The 25470-nt window shown below is 51.9% G+C and carries 27 protein-coding genes and 1 riboswitch; of the genes, 11 read left to right on the top strand and 16 right to left on the bottom strand.

What is annotated here, in order from left to right; genetic code table 11:
* Positions 1 to 80 precede the first annotated feature (80 nt).
* The 3 genes from SU32_RS15760 to SU32_RS15750 all read right to left on the bottom strand — a co-directional run bounded on the left by SU32_RS15760 (position 81) and on the right by SU32_RS15750 (position 3489).
* Positions 81 to 1436, bottom strand: coding sequence for a TAXI family TRAP transporter solute-binding subunit (locus SU32_RS15760; protein ID WP_054000341.1), 1356 nt, complete (start codon positions 1434 to 1436; stop codon positions 81 to 83).
* A 14-nt stretch (positions 1437 to 1450) separates the two neighbouring features.
* Positions 1451 to 2677 (bottom strand): argininosuccinate synthase, encoded by a 1227-nt coding sequence (locus tag SU32_RS15755; RefSeq protein WP_054000340.1) that lies wholly within the window; start codon positions 2675 to 2677, stop codon positions 1451 to 1453.
* 65 nt (positions 2678 to 2742) lie between these two features.
* The gene (locus tag SU32_RS15750; RefSeq protein WP_054000339.1) at positions 2743 to 3489 is read right to left on the bottom strand and encodes a phosphatase PAP2 family protein; all 747 of its coding nucleotides are present in this window, start codon (positions 3487 to 3489) and stop codon (positions 2743 to 2745) included.
* Positions 3490 to 3562: 73 nt separating this feature from the next.
* Between SU32_RS15750 and SU32_RS15745 the strand changes: the two genes are divergently transcribed.
* Positions 3563 to 4210, top strand: a complete 648-nt coding sequence (locus tag SU32_RS15745; RefSeq protein ID WP_054000338.1) for a LysE family translocator — start codon at positions 3563 to 3565, stop codon at positions 4208 to 4210.
* Positions 4211 to 4212: 2 nt separating this feature from the next.
* Here the strand turns inward: SU32_RS15745 and rlmN are convergent, their stop codons facing one another.
* The gene (gene rlmN / locus SU32_RS15740; protein WP_245625558.1) at positions 4213 to 5379 is read right to left on the bottom strand and encodes a dual-specificity RNA methyltransferase RlmN; all 1167 of its coding nucleotides are present in this window, start codon (positions 5377 to 5379) and stop codon (positions 4213 to 4215) included.
* Positions 5380 to 5591: 212 nt separating this feature from the next.
* Complete coding sequence (locus tag SU32_RS15735; protein ID WP_054000336.1) at positions 5592 to 6107, bottom strand: invasion associated locus B family protein; 516 nt, start codon at positions 6105 to 6107, stop codon at positions 5592 to 5594.
* A gap of 296 nt (positions 6108 to 6403) precedes the next feature.
* On the opposite strand from SU32_RS15735, the gene SU32_RS15730 reads away from it, so the two are divergent.
* Positions 6404 to 6979: a sigma-70 family RNA polymerase sigma factor gene (locus tag SU32_RS15730; RefSeq protein WP_054000335.1), complete on the top strand. Its 576-nt coding sequence runs from the start codon at positions 6404 to 6406 to the stop codon at positions 6977 to 6979.
* On the opposite strand, the gene SU32_RS15725 is transcribed toward SU32_RS15730, so the two are convergent.
* From SU32_RS15725 to SU32_RS15710, 4 genes are all read right to left on the bottom strand, one after another.
* Positions 6976 to 7356, bottom strand: coding sequence for a YkvA family protein (locus SU32_RS15725; RefSeq protein ID WP_144421177.1), 381 nt, complete (start codon positions 7354 to 7356; stop codon positions 6976 to 6978). The genes SU32_RS15730 and SU32_RS15725 overlap by 4 nt on opposite strands.
* 68 nt (positions 7357 to 7424) lie before the next feature.
* Positions 7425 to 7718, bottom strand: a complete 294-nt coding sequence (locus tag SU32_RS15720) for a 4a-hydroxytetrahydrobiopterin dehydratase (protein WP_054000333.1) — start codon at positions 7716 to 7718, stop codon at positions 7425 to 7427.
* Positions 7719 to 7744: 26 nt separating this feature from the next.
* Positions 7745 to 8347: an RNA 2',3'-cyclic phosphodiesterase gene (gene thpR / locus SU32_RS15715; protein WP_054000332.1), complete on the bottom strand. Its 603-nt coding sequence runs from the start codon at positions 8345 to 8347 to the stop codon at positions 7745 to 7747.
* Between the two features lie 101 nt (positions 8348 to 8448).
* On the bottom strand, positions 8449 to 9039 hold the full coding sequence (locus tag SU32_RS15710) for an arylesterase (RefSeq protein WP_144421176.1): 591 nt from the start codon (positions 9037 to 9039) through the stop codon (positions 8449 to 8451).
* Between the two features lie 116 nt (positions 9040 to 9155).
* Here SU32_RS15710 and SU32_RS15705 point away from each other — a divergent pair, with 116 nt between their 5' ends.
* The 4 genes from SU32_RS15705 (at position 9156) to SU32_RS15690 (ending at position 14059) form a co-directional block, all read left to right on the top strand.
* Positions 9156 to 9857, top strand: coding sequence for an ABC transporter ATP-binding protein (locus SU32_RS15705; protein ID WP_054000330.1), 702 nt, complete (start codon positions 9156 to 9158; stop codon positions 9855 to 9857).
* Positions 9858 to 9860: 3 nt separating this feature from the next.
* The gene (locus tag SU32_RS15700) at positions 9861 to 12410 is read left to right on the top strand and encodes an ABC transporter permease (RefSeq protein WP_054000329.1); all 2550 of its coding nucleotides are present in this window, start codon (positions 9861 to 9863) and stop codon (positions 12408 to 12410) included.
* Between the two features lie 240 nt (positions 12411 to 12650).
* On the top strand, positions 12651 to 13385 hold the full coding sequence (locus SU32_RS15695; protein WP_054000328.1) for a Bax inhibitor-1/YccA family protein: 735 nt from the start codon (positions 12651 to 12653) through the stop codon (positions 13383 to 13385).
* A 101-nt stretch (positions 13386 to 13486) separates the two neighbouring features.
* Positions 13487 to 14059 (top strand): GNAT family N-acetyltransferase, encoded by a 573-nt coding sequence (locus SU32_RS15690; protein WP_054000327.1) that lies wholly within the window; start codon positions 13487 to 13489, stop codon positions 14057 to 14059.
* On the opposite strand, the gene SU32_RS15685 is transcribed toward SU32_RS15690, so the two are convergent.
* The 4 genes from SU32_RS15685 to SU32_RS15670 form a co-directional block, all read right to left on the bottom strand.
* Positions 14056 to 14463 carry a DUF2794 domain-containing protein gene (locus SU32_RS15685; protein WP_054000326.1) on the bottom strand — a complete coding sequence of 136 codons (408 nt, stop codon included), beginning with the start codon at positions 14461 to 14463 and terminating at the stop codon, positions 14056 to 14058. The genes SU32_RS15690 and SU32_RS15685 overlap by 4 nt on opposite strands.
* A 364-nt stretch (positions 14464 to 14827) precedes the next feature.
* Positions 14828 to 15595: a DUF1223 domain-containing protein gene (locus SU32_RS15680; RefSeq protein ID WP_144421175.1), complete on the bottom strand. Its 768-nt coding sequence runs from the start codon at positions 15593 to 15595 to the stop codon at positions 14828 to 14830.
* A gap of 95 nt (positions 15596 to 15690) precedes the next feature.
* A complete protein-coding gene (locus SU32_RS15675; protein WP_054000325.1) occupies positions 15691 to 16965 on the bottom strand; it encodes a D-amino acid dehydrogenase in 1275 nt (424 codons plus the stop codon).
* A 176-nt stretch (positions 16966 to 17141) separates the two neighbouring features.
* A riboswitch (glycine riboswitch) is annotated at positions 17142 to 17232 on the bottom strand.
* Positions 17233 to 17283: 51 nt separating this feature from the next.
* The gene (locus SU32_RS15670) at positions 17284 to 18081 is read right to left on the bottom strand and encodes a DUF1206 domain-containing protein (protein ID WP_054000324.1); all 798 of its coding nucleotides are present in this window, start codon (positions 18079 to 18081) and stop codon (positions 17284 to 17286) included.
* A 158-nt stretch (positions 18082 to 18239) separates the two neighbouring features.
* On the opposite strand from SU32_RS15670, the gene SU32_RS15665 reads away from it, so the two are divergent.
* Positions 18240 to 19550: a hypothetical protein gene (locus tag SU32_RS15665; protein WP_054000323.1), complete on the top strand. Its 1311-nt coding sequence runs from the start codon at positions 18240 to 18242 to the stop codon at positions 19548 to 19550.
* Positions 19547 to 20323, top strand: a complete 777-nt coding sequence (locus SU32_RS15660) for a COG3904 family protein (RefSeq protein ID WP_054000322.1) — start codon at positions 19547 to 19549, stop codon at positions 20321 to 20323. The genes SU32_RS15665 and SU32_RS15660 overlap by 4 nt, the downstream gene beginning before the upstream one ends.
* Positions 20324 to 20369: 46 nt before the next feature.
* Here SU32_RS15660 and katG read toward each other — a convergent pair whose 3' ends face one another.
* Positions 20370 to 22550, bottom strand: a complete 2181-nt coding sequence (gene katG / locus SU32_RS15655; protein WP_054000321.1) for a catalase/peroxidase HPI — start codon at positions 22548 to 22550, stop codon at positions 20370 to 20372.
* A gap of 127 nt (positions 22551 to 22677) precedes the next feature.
* On the opposite strand from katG, the gene SU32_RS15650 reads away from it, so the two are divergent.
* Positions 22678 to 23565, top strand: coding sequence for a hydrogen peroxide-inducible genes activator (locus SU32_RS15650; protein ID WP_054000320.1), 888 nt, complete (start codon positions 22678 to 22680; stop codon positions 23563 to 23565).
* A gap of 18 nt (positions 23566 to 23583) precedes the next feature.
* Positions 23584 to 23967 (top strand): nuclear transport factor 2 family protein, encoded by a 384-nt coding sequence (locus SU32_RS15645; RefSeq protein WP_054000319.1) that lies wholly within the window; start codon positions 23584 to 23586, stop codon positions 23965 to 23967.
* Positions 23968 to 23973: 6 nt separating this feature from the next.
* Here SU32_RS15645 and SU32_RS15640 read toward each other — a convergent pair whose 3' ends face one another.
* Both SU32_RS15640 and SU32_RS15635 read right to left on the bottom strand, forming a co-directional pair.
* Positions 23974 to 24906, bottom strand: coding sequence for a pirin family protein (locus tag SU32_RS15640; protein ID WP_054000318.1), 933 nt, complete (start codon positions 24904 to 24906; stop codon positions 23974 to 23976).
* A complete protein-coding gene (locus SU32_RS15635; protein ID WP_054000317.1) occupies positions 24907 to 25212 on the bottom strand; it encodes a GNAT family N-acetyltransferase in 306 nt (101 codons plus the stop codon).
* Between the two features lie 51 nt (positions 25213 to 25263).
* Between SU32_RS15635 and SU32_RS17455 the strand changes: the two genes are divergently transcribed.
* The coding region (locus SU32_RS17455) for a hypothetical protein (protein WP_211097793.1) at positions 25264 to 25470 on the top strand (207 nt) is incomplete at its 3' end.

The following is a 25470-nucleotide window of genomic DNA, read 5'->3' as shown; positions in this document are numbered from 1 at the left end:
CTGATAATTTGGCGATGTTATGGGAGAGGTAGGCAACTTAGAGGTCTATTCCAAGGTCAGGCTGGCTGCAAAACCAAGGTTCATGCGTTTATCTGGCGATAGCGGTCATTGATCGTTTCACGCACGGCGTCCCATAGAAGCGAGAAAGACTGGAACCCTTCGTCAGTCACCTCATCGGTATCAAGCGCGATAACGACGGTTTGAAGCACATTGCTTAAATCAACCTTCAAAAGATCAAGCTCTTCTGCCTCGTCAGCCAGCATCGCCTGTTTCTGAATGTCCAGCAATTGATGGTTATAAATATCAGCCTTGTTCTTCTGGCTGCTCACAAAGCGGGAGCGCAGCGCAATCAAGCCGGACAAAAGCAGCGTGAGAACGGTGACGCCCAATGCAAGCGGCTCGGCGTTCTCCTGCACAAAGCTTGGTTGATCACGGTTGTAAAAGGCCTGCGCGCCCTCGTGCAACGGCACAGAAAGCCCTTGTGTTTCATCCGGTGCGTTGATTGCGGAAGCCAGCGCAAAACGGATGGTTAGATCCAGACGGTTCTCAAACATGATGCGTGTTAATTCACGTATTGCTTCAGGGTCGATATCCGCGCGGGTCACCAAAATCCGTTTAACAGCCGATGTGGGCGTATCGCGACCCGGGACCGGCGTTGCACCGGTAAATGCGCCCTGAGGTATCGACGCAGTGGTTAGAAACGGACGTTTGAGCGCGATTGCCTCGGCCTGTTCAATGGGAAGGTAACGCAGTTTCAGGCGCTTGAGCTGGGCATCCTCAAATAGCCGTATCAGTGGCATGTCGCGTAGCGACCGAACGGTAAAAAGAGCGTCGGTCCGACCGCTCAACAGTTTCGCGACGCTGACATTAAACGGCTCCGCCTTCCAGCGCATTTGATCTATGGGTAGATCGTAATGATCGCCAATGACCCAAAAAGAGCGGAACCCGTCGCTGCCATATTCCGGTATGGAAATACGGATATTGGTCAGATCGGTGACGGTGTAAGCGGGCGCATCGTCGCGCACAATGATCTGGAAAACATCCGGATAAAGTTCGGCCACACCGCGCACATCGGCCACCACCGGTGTGTCAGAGCGGATTACGGCTGCATCAATCGCCCCATTGTTCAAAAGGGCGATGTTTTGCGAGCCGTCACGCGTGGATTTGACACTCAGGCGCAACTCATCTGAATGGCGCAGCACCACTTGCCTGACTTCGCTGAGTAAGTTGAAGGCGTCGGAACCAAATGGACCGGCGCCAATCGTCAGGGTGTAAGGCTCCTGCTGGCGGTTGAGCCATAACCAGCCGCCAATGGAGGTTAAAATCAAAACAAGCAGCGTGGAAAAAGCAAAGAGCCGATAAGATCTCCCCTGTTTGGAGGTGGCATTGGCTTTTGTTCTGCCAATGGAAACCTTACCGCTGCTTTGTTCAGACACTGCGTTGTTCCATTTTAAGCTTTACGGTCGCGTGCTGCCAGAGTGCGAAGGCGCAATGCGTTCAGCTTGATAAAGCCGTTTGCATCTTTTTGATCATAGGCGCCTTGGTCATCTTCAAAAGTCACCAGTGCTTCGGAATAAAGCGATTTGTCGCTTTCGCGGCCGGTTACAATCACGTTCCCTTTGTAAAGTTTCAGGCGTACTTTGCCTTCCACATGCTGCTGTGAATGGTCGATCGCTGCCTGAAGCATTTCGCGCTCCGGCGAGAACCAGAAGCCGTTATAGATCAGCTCGGCATAGCGCGGCATAAGCTCGTCTTTAAGATGCGCTGCGCCGCGGTCCAGCGTTAAAGATTCCATTGCGCGGTGCGCGGCTAAAAGAATTGTACCGCCGGGTGTCTCATAGACACCGCGTGATTTCATGCCGACAAAGCGGTTTTCAACCAGATCAAGGCGGCCGATGCCATTGTCACGGCCCAGATCGTTGAGTTTGGCAAACAGGGTTGCCGCGCTTAAACGTTCGCCGTTGAGGCCGATTGCGTCACCTTTTTCGAACTCGATCTCAATGTCTGTTGCCACATCCGGCGCATCCATGGGCGACACAGTGCGCATATGCACATATTCCGGTGCTTCAACCCAAGGGTCTTCGAGCACTTTGCCTTCAGAGGATGAATGCAGAAGGTTTGCATCAACAGAAAACGGTGCTTCGCCCTTTTTGTCCTTTGGGACAGGAATCTGGTTTTGCTCGGCAAAGTTTAAAAGATCGGTGCGTGATTTAAACGACCAGTCACGCCAAGGGGCGATCACTTTAATGTTCGGGTCCAATGCGTAGGCGGAAAGCTCAAAGCGGACCTGATCGTTGCCCTTGCCGGTTGCGCCATGGGCAATCGCGTCGGCACCGGTTTCGCGCGCAATTTCAACGAGACGCTTGGAAATAAGCGGGCGTGCGATGGATGTGCCTAGAAGATAGACGCCTTCATAAGCCGCATTGGCGCGGAACATCGGGAAAACAAAGTCAGAGACAAACTCTTCACGCACGTCTTCGATGAAGATTTCCTTGATGCCAAGCAATTCCGCCTTTTTGCGCGCAGGCTCCAGTTCTTCACCCTGACCAAGGTCGGCGGTAAAGGTTACAACTTCCGCGTTCAGCTCTGTTTGCAACCATTTTAAGATAATGGATGTGTCCAGTCCGCCGGAATAGGCCAGTACTACTTTTTTTACATCTTTGAGATTCTTAGACATTCGTTTTTCCAGTTTGGGAGTGTTTGCCGCACCATATTGGGATTTGTCGTTTGCGCAAGTTCGCTTTAGCTAGTCGCAAGCCGTTTTTGTACCAGCTCATAGGCGATTGCCAGCAAACTACAGGTGATGAGTGTTGTCAGGTAGCCAAGTATGACATCTGAGATGAAATGAGCGCCGAACGCAACGCGCAGTGATGCCATGAAGACACCAAGAATAAACAGTAGAATGTAGGCTTTCTTGCGCCATTGCGGCGCAAACAGCAGTCCACAACATAAAAACCATCCGCCGGCCGCAGCTTCACCGGATGGAAAAGAACAGTTCGATATGCATTGGCCGATGAAATCGCCGGGCAATGTAAAATCACCCTTACCGCCGAAGTCGAGAATGTCGCGTGGACGAACACGACCGAAATTCTCTTTAAAGCCCGTATTGACGACCAGCAAAGTACCGAAAAGGAGGTTTGCCAAAACCAGCGACTGATTGAGGAATGCGTCGTCCACTCTGCCTTTCATTTTGACATAGCGAAAGAGCACCAAGGCAATCAGCCCGATACCGATAAATACCGGTGCCCTGTGCAGGATATTCCGAATTGTCGCCAGCGCGGTGTTGATCGCATAAGGAAATCCATGACATGACTGCGTTGCGGCATTACCCGAACATGCAATCTCGCGGTAAAAAAAGTCGGCAACAAAGATATCGACGCCCGGAAAAGTGCGAAATATCACCAATATCGCAAACCATAAAAAGAGCGTCGCTGCCAAGAATAGCGGGTTGCCCCAAAAGCCAAATTGGTTATCACTCTTTATCTGCACTTTTTCTGCCTTTCATTTGAGGCGGGGTTTGGCATGGGATGTCCCACCGGGCAAGTATTATTGGAAAACCGTCATGTTATCTTATGTTCCTTCGATTGCAGTATTGTTACAATTCGCGCTGGCGAGTGCTATTCTTGCTGTCACACCCGGCCCTGACATGGCGCTTTATGTCGGCCGTGCCATCACCCATAGCCGTGCGGCGGGCCTAGCCTGTTTTGGCGGTGCGGTTACCGGCATATTGATCCACACCATGCTCGTCGCGCTTGGTTTGTCGGCCTTGCTGGTGGCAGCACCCACCGCATTTTTAACTCTCAAAATCGTTGGCGCGGGCTATTTGATATGGCTGGCTTACCAGTCAATCCGTCACGGCTCGTCGTTCACGCCGCGCAGCGGCAAGAAAACCAAAGTCGGCTCGTTGTGGGGGCATTATCTGACCGGTATCGGGATCAATATTCTCAATCCGAAGATCGTGATTTTCTTCCTGACATTTTTGCCGCAATTTGTGTCGGCCAATGATCCGCATGCACCGGGAAAGCTGGTCTTTTTAGGCGTGTTCTTTTTATGTGTGGCGATTCCGATTATCCTGCCGATGATTTTCATGGCAAACCGGTTTTCGGCATTTCTGGTTGAGAGCCCACGCATTATGCGTGCAATGGACTGGACGCTTGCTACCGTTTTCGGCGCATTTGCTGTCAAGATTTTGACAACGCAGGCGCGGTAGACCTAATCCCCGTGGCCTGCGATCATCATGGCTTCATAGGCCAGACGTTCGGTTTTCTTCATGCGCTCGGATTCAGATTTAAGCTGACCGCAGGCTGCCAGAATGTCCTGACCGCGCGGTGTGCGGATTGGTGACGCATAGCCATTTGCGTTGATGAAATCGGCAAATTCTTCGATTTTGTCCCAGTCCGAACATTCGTAATCGGAACCGGGCCATTTATTGAAGGGAATAAGGTTGATTTTCGACGGAATTCCCTTGAGCAGACGGACAAGTTCTTTTGCATCAGCCAGTGAATCGTTCACGCCCTTGAGCATCACATATTCAAAGGTGATGCGGCGCGCATTCGACAGGCCCGGATAATTGCGGCACGCATCAAGAAGCTGTTCGAGCGGGTATTTTTTGTTGATCGGCACCAGCACATCGCGCAGTTCATCGTTCACAGCGTGAAGCGATATTGCCAGCATTGCGCCGGTTTCCTCACCAATTTTGATGATGTTGGGCACAACGCCGGAGGTCGAAAGCGTTACGCGGCGCTTGGACAAGGACAGGCCATCGCCATCGCTGAAAACATTCATCGCATCGCGCACATTGTCATAATTATAAAGCGGCTCGCCCATGCCCATCATGACGATATTGGTAACTTTGCGGCCTTCGGACGGCACAATTGCGCCGGCAGGCGTATCTAGATCGGGAAAGTCTCCTAAACGCTTGCGCGCAAGAATGACCTGCGCCACAATTTCACCGGATGTCAAATTGCGCACCAGTTTCTGGGTGCCGGTATGGCAAAATGTGCAGGTGAGCGTACAGCCGACCTGGCTTGAAACACACAGCGTGCCGCGCCCTTCTTCCGGAATATACACAGTTTCGATTTCAACCGGCGCACCGGCCCCGCGTGAAGGAAACCGCATCAGCCATTTGCACGTACCGTCAACAGAGATTTGCTCTTCGACAACTTCAGGGCCGGCGATGGTAAATTTCTCTTTGAGCAGTGCGCGCAGATCCTTGCCAAGATTGGACATCAGATCAAAATCATCGACACCGCGTATGTAGAGCCAGTGCCAGAGCTGCTGGGTGCGCATTCTGACCTGCTTGTCGGCAACGCCTGCTTCGCGCAGCGCCTCGCCCATTTGCTCGCGCGTCAACCCGACCAGCGTTGGTCGTTGGTCCATGAACTGGTTGGCACTGAGTGTGCTGCGGGTTTTCTTATCTGTCAGGTCGAGTGAAAGTGCCATGAGTACAAACTACTGGTTCAATTTAGCGCGGCCTATCATGAATATGTGTTTCAGTCACTATCCCGGGCCGCATAGGTCAAATGCAAGAAAGGCCGGACATTGCTGCCCGACCGTCTAATGATAATTATCCCGAAGGACTATGTGCAAGATTACTTGCAGTCCTCAATGGCTTTGAGCGCGGCTGTGATGCCGGACAATGAATATTCATAGGACGTGTTTGTGCCACGGCGCGACGTCGCTTTGATATTCATTTTCGAACCGGCACGCATTGCGGCGACAATTGCAGGGTCTTCCGCCGCATTTTCAGTCCATGCGGTGTTGGCCTTCGAGAAGAACGAGAAGTCCTTGCCGTCAATATTAACGGTCACTTTCGATGACTCTTTGAGTGTGTAACCGGCGATAAATTGCGGCTCGTAAGAAACATTCGAACCTCTACGCTGGGTCACTACGAAAAAATTGTCGCCATGATTGACAGATGCCGGCGCATTCGATGTGGGAACGGATACCGCATAGCAGATTTTACCGTTTGCACCCTGATAACTGATCGCGCTCCAGTCGTTGAATTGGCCAATCCGGTTCGGTGTCTGTGCAGAAGCGACAGCCGTTGTTGCAGCAAGAACGCCTGCAGCTAGAATTGACTTTGTGATTTTTGATCCCTGAAACATATATCCTACCACTTTTGTGGGTTTGGCGATGACGACGCGATGCGAACGCTGTCGCCGCGAATAACTTTGAAAATGGCTTAATGTTGGTTACTAAAGCTTAAACAAAAGCTTTAAAATATCAATTTTCTAGAAGTAGCCCTCGCTTCAACCCAAGTCTGAAGTCCCTGAGCCTATGTGTTCGGTAAAAACGGCAAGAGTTGGGCTTAAATTGAAATATTGCGTGAATTCTGAATATCGCGCCCTACAATTGTGTCATGGATGTATTTTAAACGCGCTGACGATAGGCCACCAAATATATGAGCACTGAACTGCAACGGGAATTTGCTGTGCTTACCGAGCGTGTTGCCACCTCGCGGGACCGGCAGGCATTTGCGCAATTGTTTGACTATTTTGCTCCGCGTTTAAAAAGCTATTTGCGTAGCCTTAATATGAACGATAATGCCGCCGAGGATTTGACGCAGGAAGTCATGGTCGTCCTGTGGCAAAAAGCGCATCTTTATGACGCCTCAAAATCATCATTAAGCACTTGGCTTTTCCGTGTGGCGCGAAACCGGCGCATTGATGCCGTGCGGCGGGATAAATCAGCGCAACTAGATCCTGACGAACCGCTTTTGCAGCCCTCTGCCGTCCAACCTGTAGATGAGTTGATAGATGCCGATCAACGCGATGAGCGTGTACAGGAAGCAATGGCGTCCTTGCCGCAGGAACAGTTGGAACTTGTCAGGCAGGCGTTTTTTCTGGGGCTTTCCCATAGCCAGATCTCGGAGCGGACCGGATTGCCGCTTGGCACCGTGAAATCACGTATTAGATTGGCTTTCGGGCGATTGAGGCGCGCGCTGGAAAACGATGCGCTGGTTGATACGGAATTTTAAATCTCGTCGCTGTCGTCAGAAAGCGCTTTGCGGGCAGCCAAACGGTGCGCATCTGTAATATTGGAGCGCACTGCGCCAATTGCAGCCATGATAACCGCCAAATCGTCGGTAAATCCGAGGCCTAGAATAAAGTCCGGCAAAACATCCAGAGGCAGGACAAAATAAGCTAACGCCGCCAGCAAGGTGCCACGCACTTTCGTCGGTGTTTCCTTATCGAGCGCGCAAAAATAAGCTGCGGTTACCTCTTCGGCCATTGGCAAGACATTGGCTGCCTTGCGCAACGTTGACCAGAATTGTTTGCGCACTCTTTCTTCACGGTTATTGCGCTGGCGCTCGGAACCGGGCTCAAGAATTTCTTCGATTTGTTCGCTTTTTATCGACATGGCTTATAAATGGGGATGCCAAAAGAACAGTTCAAGCTTTAACGGCGTTTACGATAGGGCGCCTAATCTGCCGCTTTGTTCATTCTTGTTGCCAGTTTGACATCCAGCTCCGTAATGCCGCCGCTGTCATGCGTTGTCAGTGTAACCTCAACACGGTTGTAAACATTGAACCATTCCGGGTGGTGGTTCATTTTTTCGGCAACGATGGCCATTTTGGTCATGAAACCAAAAGCATTGACGAAATTTGAAAATTTGAATTTTTTGGAGATCGACTTGCCGTCATCGGCAAGTGTCCAGTCGCCAAGCTCTGATAAAGCTGCGTTTAACTCGTCCTGACTGAGTGTTGGTTTTGCCATGATGCTTCTCCTCGTTTTACCGAGTCTTAATGCATCGCATCGGCATTTTGATCCTTAAAATGTTCGAAATCGTAATTGCCCACGGAATATTGATCCCGTGTCAGCGGATATATTTCCTCACGTAAATACGGTCCGCCGCCAATTGAATCACGCGATGACATAAGAACGAAGTCCTTGATTTTTACAGGCGGGGCAAAGAATCCGCCGCGTTCGGACAGAAACTTTGCGGCGCGTTCGGCGGTTACATTGCGCAAACGGGCAATTGTAATATGAGGCGTAAATTTACGCGGATCAGCGGGCAGGTTCAGTCTTTGGCATGTGCGCTCGATATCCTCCTGCAATTCGAAAATTTCAGGGCAGCTTTTAGGAACCGCAAACAGGGAATGTGGCTTTTTACCACCAAAAACACCCAGGCCGCACAGTGTCAGCTCAAATGGTTTGCGGTTAACGCGGCCAAGCGCGTCCGCGACCTCATCGGCGACATGATTTTCAAGGTCACCCATAAAGCGCAAAGTTAGATGGTAGTTTTCCGGATCAATAAAACGGGCGCCGGGCAACCCGCCGCGCATCAGTGATAATTGCATCATGGTGGTGTGCGGTAGTTCTAAGGCGGCAAACAAACGTGGCATCAGACGATCCCCATTAACTGCGTGATTTACAAAAGCAAATCACTTCCCCTTTCGCCGAGCCGATCATGATTTTGTGACAGATGCAAGACAGTGTGTGAATTCTACTCTGTCTTTTGCGCGGTCAGGTAAGTTTCGAGAAAGGGTAGAAAATTCTCAACCATGACTTCCACACCCTCTTTTGTCGGGTGAATACCGTCATCCTGCATCAGTTCGGGATTCGTAATCGCTCCCTCAAGAAAGAACGGATAAAGCGGCACATCATGCTTTTCTGACAGATCGGCGTAGATTTTATTGAAAGCCTCTCCATAGGCGTCGCCCATATTAGGCGGGGCAACCATGCCCGCCAATAAAACGTCAATGTCGCGCGTTTTCAGGGCCGTAATCATCTCATCAAGGTTCTGGCGTGTAATTTCGGGCTTGATGCCGCGCAGGGCGTCATTGCCGCCGAGTTCCAGAATAACGAAATCTGTTGTGTCGGGCACAGACCACTCAAGGCGGGACAGACCGCCTGAAGTTGTATCGCCTGAAACACCGGCATTGGCGATGGCAACGTCATACCCTTTTTCTTTTAATGCTGCCTGTAGCTGGTCCGGAAATCCGTTTCCGTTTTCAAGCTGGTAACCGGCCATAAGACTGTCGCCGAAGCCAACACCTTGCAAAGTTTGGGCGTTCACAGAGGAAACCGCAAACATTACAATTAGTCCATAAAGCGAAAAACTACGCGACAATGATTTGAACATTGGTACAAAAACCCCATTTAACGTTACGCCAAGCAACAGTCTTAGCCACTATATAGGAAGCAATTATCGTGTCTGAACCCGTGATCGACTTAAAAAATGTCAATTTGAAGTTGGGTGAGGGTGCAAGTGCTGTCCATGTGCTCAAGGATGTGGATCTGACAATCAATGCAGGCGAAGCCATCGGTATTATCGGGCCTTCAGGGTCGGGCAAAACCACATTATTGATGGTGCTGGCAGGGCTGGAACATGCCGATAGCGGCTCTGTTGATGTGGCCGGCGCAAAGATCAGCGATATGAGCGAGGATGCGGTTGCCCAGTTTCGTGGTAAGAATATCGGGTTTGTTTTCCAGTCATTCCATTTGATCGCGAATATGACCGCGCTTGAAAATGTCGCGGTGCCGCTCGAGCTTGCAGGGGTAGCCGATGCGTTTGACATTGCCCGCAAAGAGCTTGAGGCCGTGGGCCTTGGTCACCGGCTGACACATTATCCGGGGCAGCTATCCGGCGGTGAACAGCAACGTGTTGCTGTGGCACGGGCATTGGCACCTAATCCGAAGATTCTGATTGCGGACGAGCCGACCGGCAACCTTGATTCTGAAACCGGCAAGCAGATTTCGGAGCTTATTTTCAAAAAACAGAAAGAACGCGGCATGACCTTTGTGCTGGTGACCCATGATGCGGCGCTTGCTGAATCCTGTGACCGCAAGGTCCGCGTTAATTCCGGAACGGTTCAGGCGGACACCAAATCAAAATCAAAAACGGCAGCGTAACCCATGGGCAATGCAAATATGATTGCGCTGGCATGGCGCTTTGCGTGCCGTGAAATCCGCGGCGGACTTTCAGGATTTTATGTCTTTCTTGCCTGTATTGCGCTGGGTACAGCGGCAATTGGCGGTGTAAACGCTATCAGTCAGGCGGTTACACAAGGTATTGAAGCGGAAGGTAGCACGATACTGGGCGGCGATATACGCTTCGAGCTTAACCAACGCGATGCAACGCCTGAGGAATTTGCCACGCTTGAAAGCCTTGGCGATGTCGCGGTCAGCGCAAGCAGCCGCTCTATGGCGCGTCTTGCCGACCAGTCCGATCAGTCGCTGGTTGAAGTTAAGGCCGTTGATGATGCCTATCCGCTCTATGGCGCGTTTAAGACCGAGCCTGCTTATGATTTTGATGCGCTTGCCAAGCGCGACGGAGCATTTGGCGCGTTTGTCCAGCCATTATTTCTGGACCGTTTGAACCTTGCGGTTGGCGATAATGTGCTGGTCGGCAATGAGACCTATCAGATACGCGGCACGATTGTTGAAGAACCCGATGCGTTGTCTGACGGTATCGGTTTTGCGCCGCGCCTTGTTATGAGCACGCAAGGGCTTGAAGCCTCCGGCCTTATTCAGCCCGGCTCGCTTGTCGAACGGGTGTATAAAATCCGTATGCCGAATGGCACTCAAAATGCTGATGTGAAAGCGGCTATCGACAGCGCAAATTTAGCCCATCCGGACGCAGGCTGGTCAACGCGCTCTCGCGGCAATGCAGCGCCGGCGCTTTCTTCCAATGTTGAACGTTTCGCGCAATTTCTCACACTTGTCGGCCTGACAGCTCTGGTGACAGGCGGTGTGGGCGTTGCCAATGCGGTGCGCGCATTTCTGGATTCCAAACGCAATGTCATCGCAACGTTTAAATGTCTGGGTGCGCCGGGCGATTTGGTATCGCTGATTTACCTGTTCCAGATATTGATTGTCGGCGCCATTGGCATCGGTTTTGGATTAATATTGGCGATGATTGCGCCAATTGCAGCCAAGGCCGCGCTGGCAGGTGTTATTCCTTTACCGACGACGGGCATTTTATATCCCGGTGCGCTGGGGCTTGCGGTTTTGTTCTCCATGCTCACAATTTTTGTGTTTGCGCTTCTACCGCTCGGCCGCGCACGCGATATTGCCGCTTCCAGCCTTTTCCGCGATCAAAATCTGGCCGTCACCGATCTGCCGCGCTTTGTCTATTGGGCAGGCGCGTTGATCGCAGCGTTGCTGCTGGCAGGACTGGCGATCTATTTTTCCGTTGACCGCCGGATTGCGATTTATTTTCTTGCCGGTGTTTTGTTTGCATTTGTGGTTCTGCGCTTTGTCTCGCTAATGCTTATGGCGATTGCGCGCCGTGTCGGCACGGTGAAAGGTACACCGCTCAGGCTTGCTGTCGGCAATATTCACCGGCCGGGCGCTTTAACGCCATCGGTGGTTCTGGCGCTTGGTCTGGGACTGACATTACTCGTCGCACTGGCGCTTATCGACAGCAATTTACGCAGTCAAATTGCCGGTAACATCACCGAACGTGCCCCGAATTTCTTTTTTGTCGATATTCAATCCAATGTGGTTGAGGATTTCGCGTCACTGGTTGAAAGCGATGTTCAGGATAACGGCAAGCTCGTGCGTGTGCCTATGTTGCGAGGCCGTGTTATTGCATTAAACGAACAGGATGTTTCCACCATCGAAGTGCCGCCTGAGGCGCGTTGGGTACTCCGCGGTGATCGCGGGATCACTTATGCGAAGAACCTGCCGGAAAATTCAACACTTTCAGCGGGAAGCTGGTGGGACGCAGATTATTCCGGCGAACCGCTTGTCTCCTTTGCGGCCGAGGAAGCGGGCGAACTTGGTCTGACCATTGGCGATACGGTCACGGTCAATGTTTTGGGGCGCAATATAACAGCAAAAATTGCCAATCTACGGCAGGTTGAATGGGAAAGCCTTGCGATCAATTTTGTGATGGTTTTCTCGCCCAACACATTTGCAGGCGCACCCCATTCATGGCTTGCAACACTGACAATGCCGGATGCTGACAACGCGACTGAAAAAGCAATTTTAACATCGGTAACGCAATCGTTTCCCGCTGTGACAACGGTTCGCGTCAAAGATGCGATCGATGTCGTCAACCGCGTGGTCGGCCAATTGGCAACAGCGATACGTGCTGCCGCATCGGTGGCGCTTATCGCTTCTGTTCTGGTGCTGGCGGGCGCGCTGGCTGCCGGTAACCGTGCGCGGGTTCACGACGCGGTTGTCCTTAAAACGCTGGGCGCAACGCGCAAAACGCTGATTGCCGCTTTTGTCACCGAATATGCGCTTCTTGGCGCTGCCACGGCTTTGTTTGCGCTTGGCGCAGGCGGGTTTGCGGCGTGGTTTATTGTCAGCCGGATCATGACATTGCCGTGGACTTTCGAGCCTAATATTGCTGCGGCAACGATTGTAATCGCGCTTGTGTGTACTGTTGGATTCGGGCTTGCGGGCACATGGCGTGTGCTTGGACAAAAAGCTGCACCGGTGCTGCGGAATTTGTAATGGCGTCTTGGTTGGTTAACAAACAGGGCGGGTTTATTAACGATATGATTGTGATCGCCTCAAAAACGTAAATTCTGCGTCATTTAGTGCGATTCTTGAGTCCTATGGTCTTGTTTTGACCAAATATTCTCATCATATTGTGTACAGGCATGCTGGAGTCCCGCCAGCGGCGCCGCGGTTTCAAAAATAGCTTTGAGACCGGACACCCGACGGGACGCTTTGCTAGATTTAGAGGTCACTATGGCTGAATATCAAAATTATCAAAAAGCCGCTCAGAGCGGCGTTCGCAGTGACGCGGTTATCGATGAGGGCCTGCGGGCCTATATGATCCGCGTCTACAATTATATGGCGCTGGGCATTGCGCTAACAGCCGGCATTACGCTGGTACTGGCTAACAGCCCGGCCCTGCTTTCAACAATCTCAAGCATGGGTATTGTGTTTTTCATCGCGTTGCTCGCGGCCAGCTGGTTTGGTCCGAAGCTTATTTACAGCGCGAAAAGTGAAGGCGTGGCACATGCGGCCTATTGGGGCTATGCGGCTCTTTGGGGCTTGGCAATCGCGCCGATGGTCGTTGCTTATCTCAACATTGCCCCTGGCATTGTTGTGCAGGCATTTGCCATCACATCTGTTCTATTCGGCTCAATGAGCCTTTTGGGGTACACAACAAAGAAGAACCTGTCCGGCATCGGCCAGTTTGCTGTTATGGCGATGATCGGCCTGATCGTTGTCGCGCTTGCTAACGTTTTCTTCTTTGAAAGCTCACTTGTAAGCGTTGGTATTTCTGCGGTTTATGTTCTGCTTATCTCGGCTATCACAGCTTGGGAAACACAGGAAATCAAACAGATGTATCTGGAATCAGACAGTGCGTCCGTTGCAAACCGTAAAGCTATTTTCGGTGCGTTTTTGCTCTATGGTAGCTTTATCAGCATGTTCATTCATATTTTGAACCTGCTTGGATTTATGAACCAGGAATAAAAGTTACTGCATTGCCAGTGAAAAGGCGGCCCTCGAGCCGCCTTTTTTGTTTCGCGCAGAAACATTCTTGAGTATCAGGCAGATATCAATTGGAGTGTACCATGTCTGAACTCATTATCCGCGACGTTGCTGAAGATGATATTGCCGCGATCACGGCGATTTACCGCGAAGCTGTTTTACATGGCACAGCCAGTTTCGAGCTTGATCCGCCGGATGAAACCGAGATGCTGGCGCGTATGACTGCACTAAAAGATTCAGGCTTTCCATACATTGTTGGTGTGGACGAAAATAATACGCTTCTGGGCTATGCCTATGCCGGTACTTTTCGGGGCAGACCGGCGTTTCGCTGGTGCGTGGAGAATTCGGTTTATATCGACGAAAAAGCACAAGGTCAGGGTGTCGGCGGCAAGTTAATGGTCGAACTGATCAACCAATGCACACGGCTTGGTTTCCGCCAGATGGTCAGTGTTATTGGCGGCGGGGTAGAGCATCGCGCATCGATTCGGCTGCACGAAAGGCTCGGGTTTGATCATATCGGTATAATGCCCGCGACAGGCTTCAAGCATGGAAAATGGCTTGATTCGGTTTTCATGCAGCTGGCGCTTGGTGAGGGCGGCGATACTGATCCCGATATGGATCAATATCCAGCGACGCTTTACCGGCAAAAAAGCTAGCTTCTGAAGTGTTCGTCTGACTGAACAAGCCTGATCGCCTTGTCGAAAACTTTGAGCACTTGTTTTAGATCATGGCCGCGCTTGATCACCTGACCGGCGGCTGTAATAACGCTGTAGGCGCCCTGTTTTTGTGCGCGTTTGGGATCTTTTTCGATTCGAAAGAGCGGCATTTCAGAGGCGCGGCGGAAGACCGAGAAAACAGCTTTGTCGCTCATATGGTCAATCGCGTAATCACGCCAGTCGCCGCCTGCCACCATAAAGGAATAAACCTGCAGAATTTGATCGAGTTCCCGCCGGTCAAACCTCACGTCAGGCTTTTGGGACTTTTTACGGGCCTCAGAAATGGACACTACATTATTGAAGCCGGCGCTTGAATTGCTGTGTTTGCTAATGATCTTCTCCATCCGTTGGCATGATCGTCGCCGGAATTTGCAAACTTTGCAAGCGCAGACATATATCGGGTGCTGAGATTATAAACGGTTAATTCTTTGCTAACGGATCACTCACAGAGTTGTACAGATGCAGACGAAGCGTGATCGCGTGCCACAGTCTCGCCGCATTTCTGCCGCGAGCGCGCCGCACTTAAAATCAATCCTCCAATTACTAGCGCGGTCCATTCAAGCCCGATCGGGCGTGTTAGTTACCCTAGCACCGTTTGATATGAGCGGATGCCAAGACCGGTTCTGCGATTGTTGGGATTCTCTAGCCCCCAGCCCCTTCCAACAACGTTGAACCGGTCCACATGGCAGCTTGAATGCGTTTCAATTCTTAAGATTTCTTTTTAATCAGTTTGGCAGCGCCCAATATTGCGCCCGGTGATTTGTTTTGCGTAATCGATTGCAGCAACACCGCAAAGCCATCGGCCTTATGGGCCTCGATTTCGGTTGCCGGAATGTCGACACTCATCGACATACCATCCCACATGCCAAGGACTTCCGTGTCTATCACCGAATTTCGGTAATAGATCTTTTTGCCTGCATTTTCGCCGCGCTCGATCTGAACCGGCGTTTCTGTATTAAAGTAGACAATCATCAATTTTACACCTGCCGCATCCGGCATAGGTCCATCATCCACTTTAACGCTTATACGCGTGCCGTTTTCACTGATTGAAACCGGTATCGTAAGGCCATGCCCCTGCGCTATATCCTCTGCCAGTTTTTCGCGGATAGTGCTTCCGCGCGAGCCGACTTCGTGCGCGCGGCCATTGATGACGGCTTGTGGGGTATAGACGCTGCGTGTGTTGAACGTCTTACGGTATTCATATTGACGGGCGGTATTTTCAGGAGATGCAAGCGTGTCTTTCCAGCCGATATAATCCCAATAATCAACATGGAATGCGAGCGCCAGAACATCATCGCGCTTGATAAATTCTTCCAGCGCGGCATCCGCCGGAGGGCAGGATGAGCAGCCCTGACTTGTGAAAAGTTCGACAACACCGGTCAGCTTCGGCGCATCCTGTGCCGAAGCTGCCGCTCCCAGAAAAATGCTGAGCATGAAGCCTGAGAGCGTAAGATATGTCCAGTGAGCGAATTTCATTATTGCCGCCTTAATCGTTTCATTTTCAATGAGCTTAAATAGCTGCGGGCTCACTGAAAATTCACTTTACGGTGAGGAGGCATAAAGTGAAGCGCTTAATGTGTCACCGATTGCGGCTTGGCCGCAAAATGATTGATTTTCGGCGCATTGCTTCGGCGGTCCGCTTCAATCTTTTCCGCGATCATTTCGGCGGTCGCAGATGACAGAGTCCAGCCAAGATGACCGTGACCTGTATTGTAGTAGATGCCGGATTTTTTACCGGCACCAACGCGCGGCATCATATTGGGCATCATCGGGCGCAGGCCGGCCCAGGGGATAACCTGCTTGGTTGAAATTTCCGGAAACAGTTTTTCACACCATTTAACAAGCGGGCGAATACGGTCATCACGGATATCGCGGTTATAGCCGGAAAACTCGGCGGTTCCTGCAATGCGAAATCGGTCTTTACCCAGACGGCTTGTGACAAGTTTTGCTTCATCATCAAGGATTGAAGTCCACGGCGTTGCCGCCTGACTTTTTTCGTCGGGCAGTGCGACGGTAATGGAATAGCCTTTGACCGGATAAACATTGACGCGGTCACCCAGCTGGGCGGCAAAACTGCGGCTTCCCACTCCTGCCGATACGACAACAGCATCAAATTTAGCCTGTTCGGATTGGCCATTGCGCCCGTAGGAAATGATGACTTCATCATTCTTATGATCGATATTTTTTACATCCGCGCCGTTTAAAAAGGTTGCGCCGCGTTTGACGCAGGCGGCTTCGAGGCCCGCACAAAACTTATGAATATCGCCGCTTGAATCAGAACTTGTGTAATAGCCGCCGTAAAATTCACCGTTAAGCGTTGGCTCGATTTGCTTGACCTCTTGCGGGGAAACCGCAAGGCGTTCAAGCCCGCCTTTGGCCAGCAGCGCATTGACCTTTGTTGCGTGATCAAACGACTTCTTGTTTTCGTAAATATGCAGGATACCGCGCTTTTCCAAGTCAAAATCAACACCGGCATCACGCGCGGTCTCAAACATATGTTCGCGTGCTGAAATCGCCAACTTTACCGTCGCGATTGTGTTGTTTTCATAGTGAGGAATATTGGCCAGAAACTCAGCCATCCATGAATATTTATGCCAGCTTGGTGCGAGATTGAATTTAAGCGGCGCATCGTTTCGCAAAAGCCATTTCATGCCTTTCAAAACGCTGGATGTATGGTTCCACACCTCCGCATTGGACGCTGATAATTGTCCGCCATTGGCAAAGCTGGTTTCCATGCCGGCATAGCGGTTACGGTCAAAAATGGTCACGTCATAGCCGCGTTTGAGCAACGCCCATGCGGTGGTTGTGCCGGTAATTCCAGCGCCGATAATTGCAATATGAGTCATAAATATCTCCTGACAAAGGCTAGGCAGTGCACTGCACATGATGCCCCATCTGTCAGGGAACCTGAGAGGTTTGCCCACCGCCGACACCATTTTTGGTTTGTCAGCGAGTACCGGCGGCCGGTACGGACTTTCTCCTTCGGTGGCCGGCCACATTGCCAGCTCTCTCCAGATGTTATATCGATCGCGCGGTCCGTTTGCCTGAGAGTTTCCGGGGCGGTTGCTCCTTCGGCGCCGGCTCTTTTGGCCGATCTCTCCCGCGCGATTGGAAGACCTTATAATTGTATGCCCGCCTGCCGTCAATTCAAAGAAGTTGACAGCTTAAACCTTGGTGAGATTGATACGGCGCCACTTTGCTTCGGCAAATGAATAGCCTGCAAAAAGTATTATTCCTATGCCCAATGCAGCCAGCAAAACGGAGGAGTAAGGCATTTGTTCAATATAGGACAAGACATCCTTTAGGCTGGGAATGTCATCCTGATTGTCATTTGTTGCGCGGCTAAATTGGAAGAACAGCAATATGCCGATAACAAGAAATATTATGCCCCGCGCAATCAAGCCGGATATAGCGATCGGGTGTATCCAGACCATTGCCTTGTCGCTGGCTTTCAGATGATCGGCATATCTGCGTGTGAGAGCTTTATATATGTGTGCGCCAGCGATAATGACGAAAACAGAAGCGAGAATAAGCGCGACATAGCGTTCGCCAATCAGCCCTCTTGCCTGTTCAATATAGGTTTCTTCAGCGTCACCTGACCGGCTGGGTACCAGGTCCAGGCGCGCTAAGGAGTAATATGCCAGTGAGGCATAGGTTGCCGCGCTCACGAGAAGCGCCAGTCTTATCGCAATACCTTTTGCGGTTAAGCCATGATGATCGGCATCCGCAATGGATTGAAACAATCTCCATAGGGAATAGCTGATAAGCCCGACAATCAGTATGCCCAGTAAAATATAGCCGAAGGGCTGCTGTAAAATCTCGGTCAGCGCGCTGCGCGTGTCTTTCTTTTCGCCGGGGTCAAATGCCGCCAGAAACGTAAAAAACCCGATTATGGTGTATATGACACCGCGCGATGCATAGCCGCTACGGGCGAAAGTTTTAATCCAGCTTTTGTTTTTCACACTATTGCCCCTTTGATAGCTCTAAACGCGCATTGGCTGTTCCGGTTCCCTGCTTGGGGTTCAGACCCTAAGTTTATGCTTGATAAATATTCGCCTTCGCCCAATCCTTGTCGCATTCAAAAGCCATAAGATAGCATTGATATTATCGGGGTGGATAAATGAGACACGGGGCAAGAGCGGGCGAAATTCGCAGCCAAATGACAAATGTCGGGGCAATGACGCATTTTGCGCTTGCGGTTCTTGCGCTGGCCAGCGGCGTTTACACCTATCTTGGTGTGCGCAGCCTGCTGGACGGTTCGGCCACACAGATATTTTTCGCCGCGATTATTTATGCCAGTGCCGTATCTGTCGGTATTTATGTTTTCTGGGCTTATCTCATGCGGTTTTTCCCGCTGATTATCGAGCGTTCCGGCAGGCTGGCGCTGATGGGCGTTATGGTTGTCGGCGGCGGCATGATTATCGCCATGTCATCATGGCTTAATGCGGCGGCGCTTGCCGGTTCTGCCGCGCTAGAACAGCATCTGGCGGTCACTCTTGAAGAATATGCCGGTGATCTTGATGCGGCCCATGGCCGTGCGCTGTCGGCGGAAAGCCTTTTGCCGGATGTGCAACGCGCCTCCGAGCGCTTTAGCCGCCTTGCTGAAGACGAGCGCCGCAATGGCGCTTTAACCGGAACATCAGGCTCCGGCTCTGTCGTTCAGCTTCTGGGCCAAATGGGCGCCCAGCTTGATGAACTTGGCGGCGCGATCCGCAATTCACGCACACAAACCGAAGAACTGTTTGAAAAGGGCCGTGAGCATTTGTCGGCCATGCGTTCACTGGTTTCTGCCCCCGGACCGGTTCAGCCACGCGCTGATCGTTATGCCGAAGAAGCGGTTACGCTGTCCGGCGTCATCGCCGCTTTGCAGGAAACCTCCATTGCGCCTTCTGTGAAACGTGCAGCTGAAGATCTGTCGGTTGGCTTTATTGCGCCAGTTGCCGATGGTTTGGATGCCGATCTTGCTGCGCGCCAGAGCCGCGTTATGGCGACAATTGAAGCGGCCGTTGAAGCGCAATCACAAGCTCTGGCCCAGGCCGCCGATCAAATTATCGCAGAGCCGCGCGTGGAAAGCCGCCGGTTTCAACCGCTGTCGAGCGCAGAAGCGGTCATTCGCTATGCCAGTGATTTTGCACCAAGTTGGGCAGGGGCAATTTCCATTGATCTCTTGCCTGCCATGCTGGTCTTCATGCTTGCCATTGCGCAAAGTGTTTCCATGCGCGAAGGGGCGATTCAAGCCGATGCGGAAACCATGTCTGCGGCCGATATGATGCGGGCATTGGCCGTGTACCGCGAGATGAGCCATGGTGATGACACGGCCCGAATTGACGAAATGCCTGACAAAGACGCGCCTGTTGATCAAGATATTGAGCGCGATGAAACAGCCTCAAATCATTCGGTCACACCCATTTCGAGCATTGTTAAAAAATGACCGCAGCGACGCAATCAATCTGGCGCCGTCTTTGGGCACGTTATGATGATACCAAGCTGATCAAAGCGGTGTTTTTCGGTATGCTTGGCGGTGTTATCGGCACGCTTTATATCGACTATCAGGAGTTACAACGCGCCGCATCTTATGAAGTGCCTGATGGCGCACGGCCTGTGCCTGTTTTACCGGCAGCGCCGCCCGATGACGGCACACCGCAATCGCCGCAAACCGCACAGCCTGACTTTGTGACAACGCCAGCCGACACGCATCGCGCATCCATGAGCGTGAAACTTGGCAGCCAAGGCGTGTTGCAGCTAACCGGTACAATCGAGCCGGAAACAGCTGACTTATTCGCTGCTGAAATCGACAAGATTGGCGAATATGTCAAAAGTGTATCGCTGGATAGTCCGGGCGGCTTTTTGCAAAGCGCTCTGACAATGGGTGCCCTCATTCGTGAAAAAGGCTACGATACAACAATCAATGAAGGCGCATTGTGTGCTTCTGCCTGTCCGTTGATTTTTGCTTCGGGAACAAACCGGCAGGTTGATGAAAAAGCAGCGTTTGGCCTGCACCAGATTTATGCTGCCGGCGGCAGTCCGCTTTCTGCGGCTGAAGCAATGTCGGATGCGCAATCAACCACCGCGCGTATAACGCGCTATCTTGATGAAATGGGTGTTCAGCCTGCGGTGTGGAATTTTGCTTTGGAAACACCGCCGTCCCAACTTTATTATCTAAGCCCTGAAGAACTTAAAAAATTCGACTTTATCACGGGCTAGACATTGTTGGATAAGGCGGCACCATAAGATGCCGCCTCATTTTATTTTAGTTCAGATCGAAACGGTCAAGGTTCATGACTTTTGTCCATGCGGCAACAAAATCGCGGACAAATTTTTCTTTTGCATCGCTCATTGCATAGACTTCCGCTGTTGAACGCAGGATCGAGTTTGAACCGAAAACAAGGTCGGCGCGTGTGCCGGTCCATTTGACGTCACCGGTTTTGCGGTCACGGCCTTCAAACAGTTCTTCGCTCTCGTCCGTTGATTTCCATTCGGTCGCCATGTCGAGCAGATTGACAAAGAAGTCATTGGTCAATGTGCCGGGATTGTCCGTGAACACACCGTGTTTTGATCCGTGGGCATTGGCGTTGAGCGCACGCATACCACCGACCAGAACAGTCATTTCCGGCACCGTCAGCGTGAGCAATTGCGCCCGGTCGACAAGCAGCGCTTCGGTTGAACGCGGGTCGTCTGTTTTCTTGTAGTTACGGAAACCGTCATATTTTGGCTCGATGACATCGAAAGAATCAATATCGGTCAATTCCTGCGTTGTATCGGTACGACCCGGTGTGAACGGGACTTCGATTGTACCACCAGCCGCTTTTTCAATGCCGACAGAACCGCCAAGCACAATGAGATCAGCGATTGAAACATTGCCGCTGAAATCCTTCTTGATGCCTTCGTAAACATCCAGCACTTTTGCCAATTCGGCAGGATTGTTCACATCCCAGTTTTTGTGCGGCTCAAGACGGATACGCGCGCCATTGGCACCGCCGCGGCGGTCTGATCCGCGGAAGGTCGCCGCCGATGCCCAAGCGGTTGAAACAAGCTGTTCAACGCTCAAGCCGGAGGCCGCGATCTTCTCTTTCAGTTCGGCAATTTCCTTGTCGCCGATCATTGGGCCTTCATGCGCCGGAACCGGGTCCTGCCAGAGCAATACTTCCGATGGCACTTCCTCACCCAGATAACGGCTTGTCGGACCCATATCGCGGTGTGTCAGCTTGAACCATGCGCGGGCATAAGCATCAGCGAACTCTTCCGGATTCTCATGGAAGTGCTTTGAGATCTTGGCATATTCAGGGTCCATTTTGAGGGCCATGTCAGCCGTTGTCATCATCAGCGGTTCTGTGCGTGACGGGTCATGCGCGGCAGGAGCCTGCGCCGCGTTGGATGCGGCTGTCGGCTGCCACTGGATGTGACCGGCAGGGCTTTTAACCTGCTCCCACTCATTGCCGAGAAGCGCATCAAAATAACCCATGTCCCATTTGGTCGGGTTGGCTGTCCATGCACCTTCAAAACCGGCAGTTGTCGTGTCGCCGCCCTTGCCTGTGCCGTGGCTGTTAGCCCAGCCAAAGCCTTGCGCGGCCATGCCGCCGGCTTCCGGTTCGCGGCCCACTTTTTCTTCAGGGCCTGCGCCGTGGCCTTTACCAAATGTATGACCACCGGCAACAAGAGCTACCGTTTCATAATCATTCATCGCCATGCGGCCGAATGTATCGCGGATATCAAATGCGGATTTAAGCGGGTCGGGGTTCCCGTTCGGGCCTTCCGGGTTCACATAGATGAGGCCCATCTGAACGGCGCCGAGCGGGTTGGCCAGTTCACGTTCGCCGCTATAGCGTTCATCACCCAGCCATTCGGTTTCCGGACCCCAGTAAATATCTTCTTCCGGCTCCCAGACATCCTCGCGGCCACCGGCAAAGCCGAATGTTTTAAAGCCCATGGTTTCCATGGCGACATTGCCTGTCAGAATCATCAAATCGGCCCAAGAGATCTGCTTGCCGTATTTCTGTTTGATCGGCCAAAGCAGGCGGCGAGCCTTATCAAGGTTGCCGTTGTCCGGCCATGAGTTAAGCGGTGCAAAGCGCTGCGAACCGGTCGATGAGCCGCCGCGCCCGTCATAGGTGCGGTATGTACCGGCGCTGTGCCATGCCATGCGAATGAACAAGCCGCCATAGTGACCGTAATCGGCCGGCCACCAGTCCTGACTGTCGGTCATCAAGTCGGCGAGGTCTTTTTTAACGGCCTTGAGGTCGAGCTTCTTGAACTCTTCAGCATAGTTGAAATCATCGCCCATCGGGTCGATGTCTTTGGAGTTCTGGTTCAGAATTTTCAAGTTCAACTGATCGGGCCACCAGCTCATATTGGCAGCATTACCGGTCGCCAGCATTTGCTTGCCACCATGCGCGACGGGACATTTGCCCTGCTCGTTGCTTTTATCGTTCATGTTAAACTCCTCAGTGTTCTTGGGCGCTTATGCGCACCTTATGATTGTTTGTTGTGATGGGGTCTCGTAACAGAAATATGTCATTAGGCGAAGTTGAATTAATTGATGGAAGTGATAAGTTTACCTTATGAAAAATCTGACCATCAAGCAACTCAAGTATTTTGATGCACTGGCGCAGCATAATCATTTTGGCCGCGCTGCCGAAGCCTGTGCGATTTCGCAGCCCGCGCTGTCGATGCAGATCAAGGAACTGGAAGAATCGGTTGGTGCGGCGCTTTTCGAACGCGGCCCCAGAACAATCCGGCTGACGCGTTTTGGTGAGGAATTTGTCATACGTATCCAGTCTATATTGCGCTCGATCGACGAGCTGGGTGATATGGCACGCGCCGCGCGCGGCGGCGTGATGGAGCGCTTGCGCCTTGGCGTTATACCGACAATCGCACCCTATATGTTACCGGCAGTTATCGAGAGTTTGATAAGTAAGTTTCCCGGCATGGACATCCATGTGCGTGAAACGCAGACCCGGAAGTTGATTGACGAGATTAATGACGGGCGTCTGGACGCTGCCCTTGTTGCTTTGCCCGCCTCGGAAAAAGCGCTGTTTGAAATGCCGCTTTTTGAGGAAAACTTTGTTCTTGTGCGTCCTGCCGGTGAGGCTGAAAAACCTGTTCCGGCCATAGAAAACCTTGCTAAAATGCGCCTCTTGCTGCTGGAAGAAGGCCATTGTTTCCGCGAGCAGGCGCTTTCGTTTTGCGCAATAAAACCGGAGCAGCCGCGCGATGGGCTGGATGGCAGTTCGCTGACAACTTTGGTGCAAATGGTCAGTGCCGGTATCGGTGTGACATTGATTCCTGAAATGGCGGTCCCTATTGAAACAAGATCGGCGAAGGTTTCCATCAGCCGGTTTAACGATCCGCTTCCAAGCCGGAGAATCGGTCTGATCTGGCGCAAAACCAACCGGTTGAGCGATCAGCTGACACAAATCGGCAATGTTATTCAAACTATAAAGCAGTGACGTGGAAGGTGGATATTTATGACCAATCCTGAACTGAACACAAAAAATGCAGTGGCATTTTATGAGATGATGTTTAATGACTGCGAGCCGGAAAAAGCGATCGAAACTTATGTCGGCGATGAATATATCCAGCATAATCCGCATGTTGAATCCGGCAAGCAGGGCTTCATCGATTATTTTAACCGTATGGCGCGTGACTATCCCGGCAAGAAAGTCATTGTGAAGCGCACTGTAGCGCAGGCAAATCACGTTGTTTTGCACTGCCACCAGATCTGGCCCGACAATCTTGAATATGCCGGTATCGACATTTTCCGTTTTGATGATAACGGCAAAATTGTTGAACATTGGGATGTGCTTCAGGAACTTCCCGAACACAGTGCCCATGACAATGGCATGTTCTGACGGAACTTATGGCAGCGGAATAAACTCCTCATTATCATCGGGCGGCAATTTGAACCGGCCATGCTGCCAATCACCATTGGCCCAGGCCGCTTTCGCATCGTCGATTTTTTCTTTGGATGAGGCAACGAAATTCCACCAGATATGACGCGGACCGCCAAGCGTTGCCCCGCCAAGCAATATCAGCCGCGCACCGGCTGGACCGGCGGCAACGCTGATCTTGTCGCCGGGCTTGAACACCATCATTTGCCCTGCCTCGAAAACATCGCCTGCGACATCGATCGACCCTTCGGTGACATAAATGCCGCGATCCTCATGATTGTCAGGCAAGGGCAGGGTGCTGCCCGCTTCCAATATCGCATCGGCATAAAACATCTCGGTGAACGTTTTGGTCGGTGCCTTTTGCCCGTAAGCATCGCCGATTATCAGCCGGACCTGCTTGCCTTCGCCTTCAAGGAAAGGCAGTGCTTCGCGCCCATGATGTTCAAACGCCGCGCCGGTTTCCTCGGCTTCTTCGGGCAGGGCCACCCATGTCTGAATTCCTAAAAGCGAACTGGGGTTTTGACGGGTTTTCTCGCTGGTGCGCTCGGAATGGGTGACACCGTTTCCGGCAATCATCCAGTTGACTTCGCCCGGATAAATCATCTGGTTGGTGCCGAGCGAATCACGGTGCTGGAACTCGCCTTTATAAAGATAAGTCACTGTTGCCAGCCCGATATGCGGGTGCGGGCGCACATCAATGCCCTGACCGGTCAGAAATTCGGCTGGACCCATCTGGTCGAAAAAGATGAACGGGCCGACCATTTGGCGTTTGGGCGAAGGCAGCGCGCGGCGCACTTCAAAACCGGACACATCACGCGCACGCGGCACGATCAGCGTTTCGATCAAGTCCATGCTTTTAACATCGGGACATTGCGGTTCGATGGTCGGATTCCAGCTCATTTACTTCTCCCTCAACCGCCCCGACAGCACATCATGCCATTCGGGATGGCGCTTGAACTGCGCATTGGCAAACGGGCAAAGCGGAATGATTTTCTTGCCTGCCGCGCGCACATCTTCAACCGCGCGCTCGACCAGTTTTACGCCCACGCCCTGCCCGCGAAAAACTTGCGGTACTTCGGTGTGATCAATGATAATCAGCTTTTCACCGGTTTTGGAAAAGGTCATTTCCGCTGCCGGATGATCGCCGTCGCGGTAGGTGTAAGTGCCGCCGCTGGCTGTTTCTTCCAGAGTAATTTGTCCTGTCATGAAGAGCCTCCTTAAGATAAATTAGCGCCGGTTGGAATTATGGCAACGGGGGTGAGCGCTAACAGAGTGTTCGCAATTCAAGCGTCGTTGTTCACCGTCAGACATTTCTGCGGTGTTGAAACTCCGGCTATTGCGTGCTGCGTTATGGCGGCGCTGTGGGAGCCTGAAGCATCAGTGCGTGACATTCTTTTAAGACATGATCGACTACGTGTCTTGGCTTTTTCCGAAAGCCCGGCGGCAGGCCGGGCCGCAGGGGCG

Origin of the sequence: Ahrensia marina, from assembly GCF_001293565.1 — a bacterium.
GTDB classification, from domain to species: domain Bacteria; phylum Pseudomonadota; class Alphaproteobacteria; order Rhizobiales; family Rhizobiaceae; genus Ahrensia; species Ahrensia marina.
The sequence above is the reverse complement of the archived record's forward strand: the minus strand, read 5'-3'. Positions and strand labels throughout refer to the sequence as shown.

Coding starts and splice junctions, on each gene's coding strand:
- SU32_RS15730 (WP_054000335.1), top strand. CDS start 6,404: ATGAGCACTGAACTGCAACGGGAATTTGCTGTGCTTACCGAGCGTGTT.
- SU32_RS15680 (WP_144421175.1), bottom strand. CDS start 15,595: ATGAAATTCGCTCACTGGACATATCTTACGCTCTCAGGCTTCATGCTC.
- SU32_RS15675 (WP_054000325.1), bottom strand. CDS start 16,965: ATGACTCATATTGCAATTATCGGCGCTGGAATTACCGGCACAACCACC.
- SU32_RS15660 (WP_054000322.1), top strand. CDS start 19,547: ATGACCGCAGCGACGCAATCAATCTGGCGCCGTCTTTGGGCACGTTAT.
- SU32_RS15695 (WP_054000328.1), top strand. CDS start 12,651: ATGGCTGAATATCAAAATTATCAAAAAGCCGCTCAGAGCGGCGTTCGC.
- SU32_RS15650 (WP_054000320.1), top strand. CDS start 22,678: ATGAAAAATCTGACCATCAAGCAACTCAAGTATTTTGATGCACTGGCG.
- SU32_RS15720 (WP_054000333.1), bottom strand. CDS start 7,718: ATGGCAAAACCAACACTCAGTCAGGACGAGTTAAACGCAGCTTTATCA.
- SU32_RS15685 (WP_054000326.1), bottom strand. CDS start 14,463: ATGGAGAAGATCATTAGCAAACACAGCAATTCAAGCGCCGGCTTCAAT.
- SU32_RS15690 (WP_054000327.1), top strand. CDS start 13,487: ATGTCTGAACTCATTATCCGCGACGTTGCTGAAGATGATATTGCCGCG.
- SU32_RS15645 (WP_054000319.1), top strand. CDS start 23,584: ATGACCAATCCTGAACTGAACACAAAAAATGCAGTGGCATTTTATGAG.
- SU32_RS15700 (WP_054000329.1), top strand. CDS start 9,861: ATGGGCAATGCAAATATGATTGCGCTGGCATGGCGCTTTGCGTGCCGT.
- rlmN (WP_245625558.1), bottom strand. CDS start 5,379: ATGGACCAACGACCAACGCTGGTCGGGTTGACGCGCGAGCAAATGGGC.
- SU32_RS15710 (WP_144421176.1), bottom strand. CDS start 9,039: ATGTTTGCGGTTTCCTCTGTGAACGCCCAAACTTTGCAAGGTGTTGGC.
- SU32_RS15755 (WP_054000340.1), bottom strand. CDS start 2,677: ATGTCTAAGAATCTCAAAGATGTAAAAAAAGTAGTACTGGCCTATTCC.
- SU32_RS15640 (WP_054000318.1), bottom strand. CDS start 24,906: ATGAGCTGGAATCCGACCATCGAACCGCAATGTCCCGATGTTAAAAGC.
- katG (WP_054000321.1), bottom strand. CDS start 22,550: ATGAACGATAAAAGCAACGAGCAGGGCAAATGTCCCGTCGCGCATGGT.
- SU32_RS15665 (WP_054000323.1), top strand. CDS start 18,240: ATGAGACACGGGGCAAGAGCGGGCGAAATTCGCAGCCAAATGACAAAT.
- thpR (WP_054000332.1), bottom strand. CDS start 8,347: ATGCCACGTTTGTTTGCCGCCTTAGAACTACCGCACACCACCATGATG.
- SU32_RS15635 (WP_054000317.1), bottom strand. CDS start 25,212: ATGACAGGACAAATTACTCTGGAAGAAACAGCCAGCGGCGGCACTTAC.
- SU32_RS15735 (WP_054000336.1), bottom strand. CDS start 6,107: ATGTTTCAGGGATCAAAAATCACAAAGTCAATTCTAGCTGCAGGCGTT.
- SU32_RS15745 (WP_054000338.1), top strand. CDS start 3,563: ATGTTATCTTATGTTCCTTCGATTGCAGTATTGTTACAATTCGCGCTG.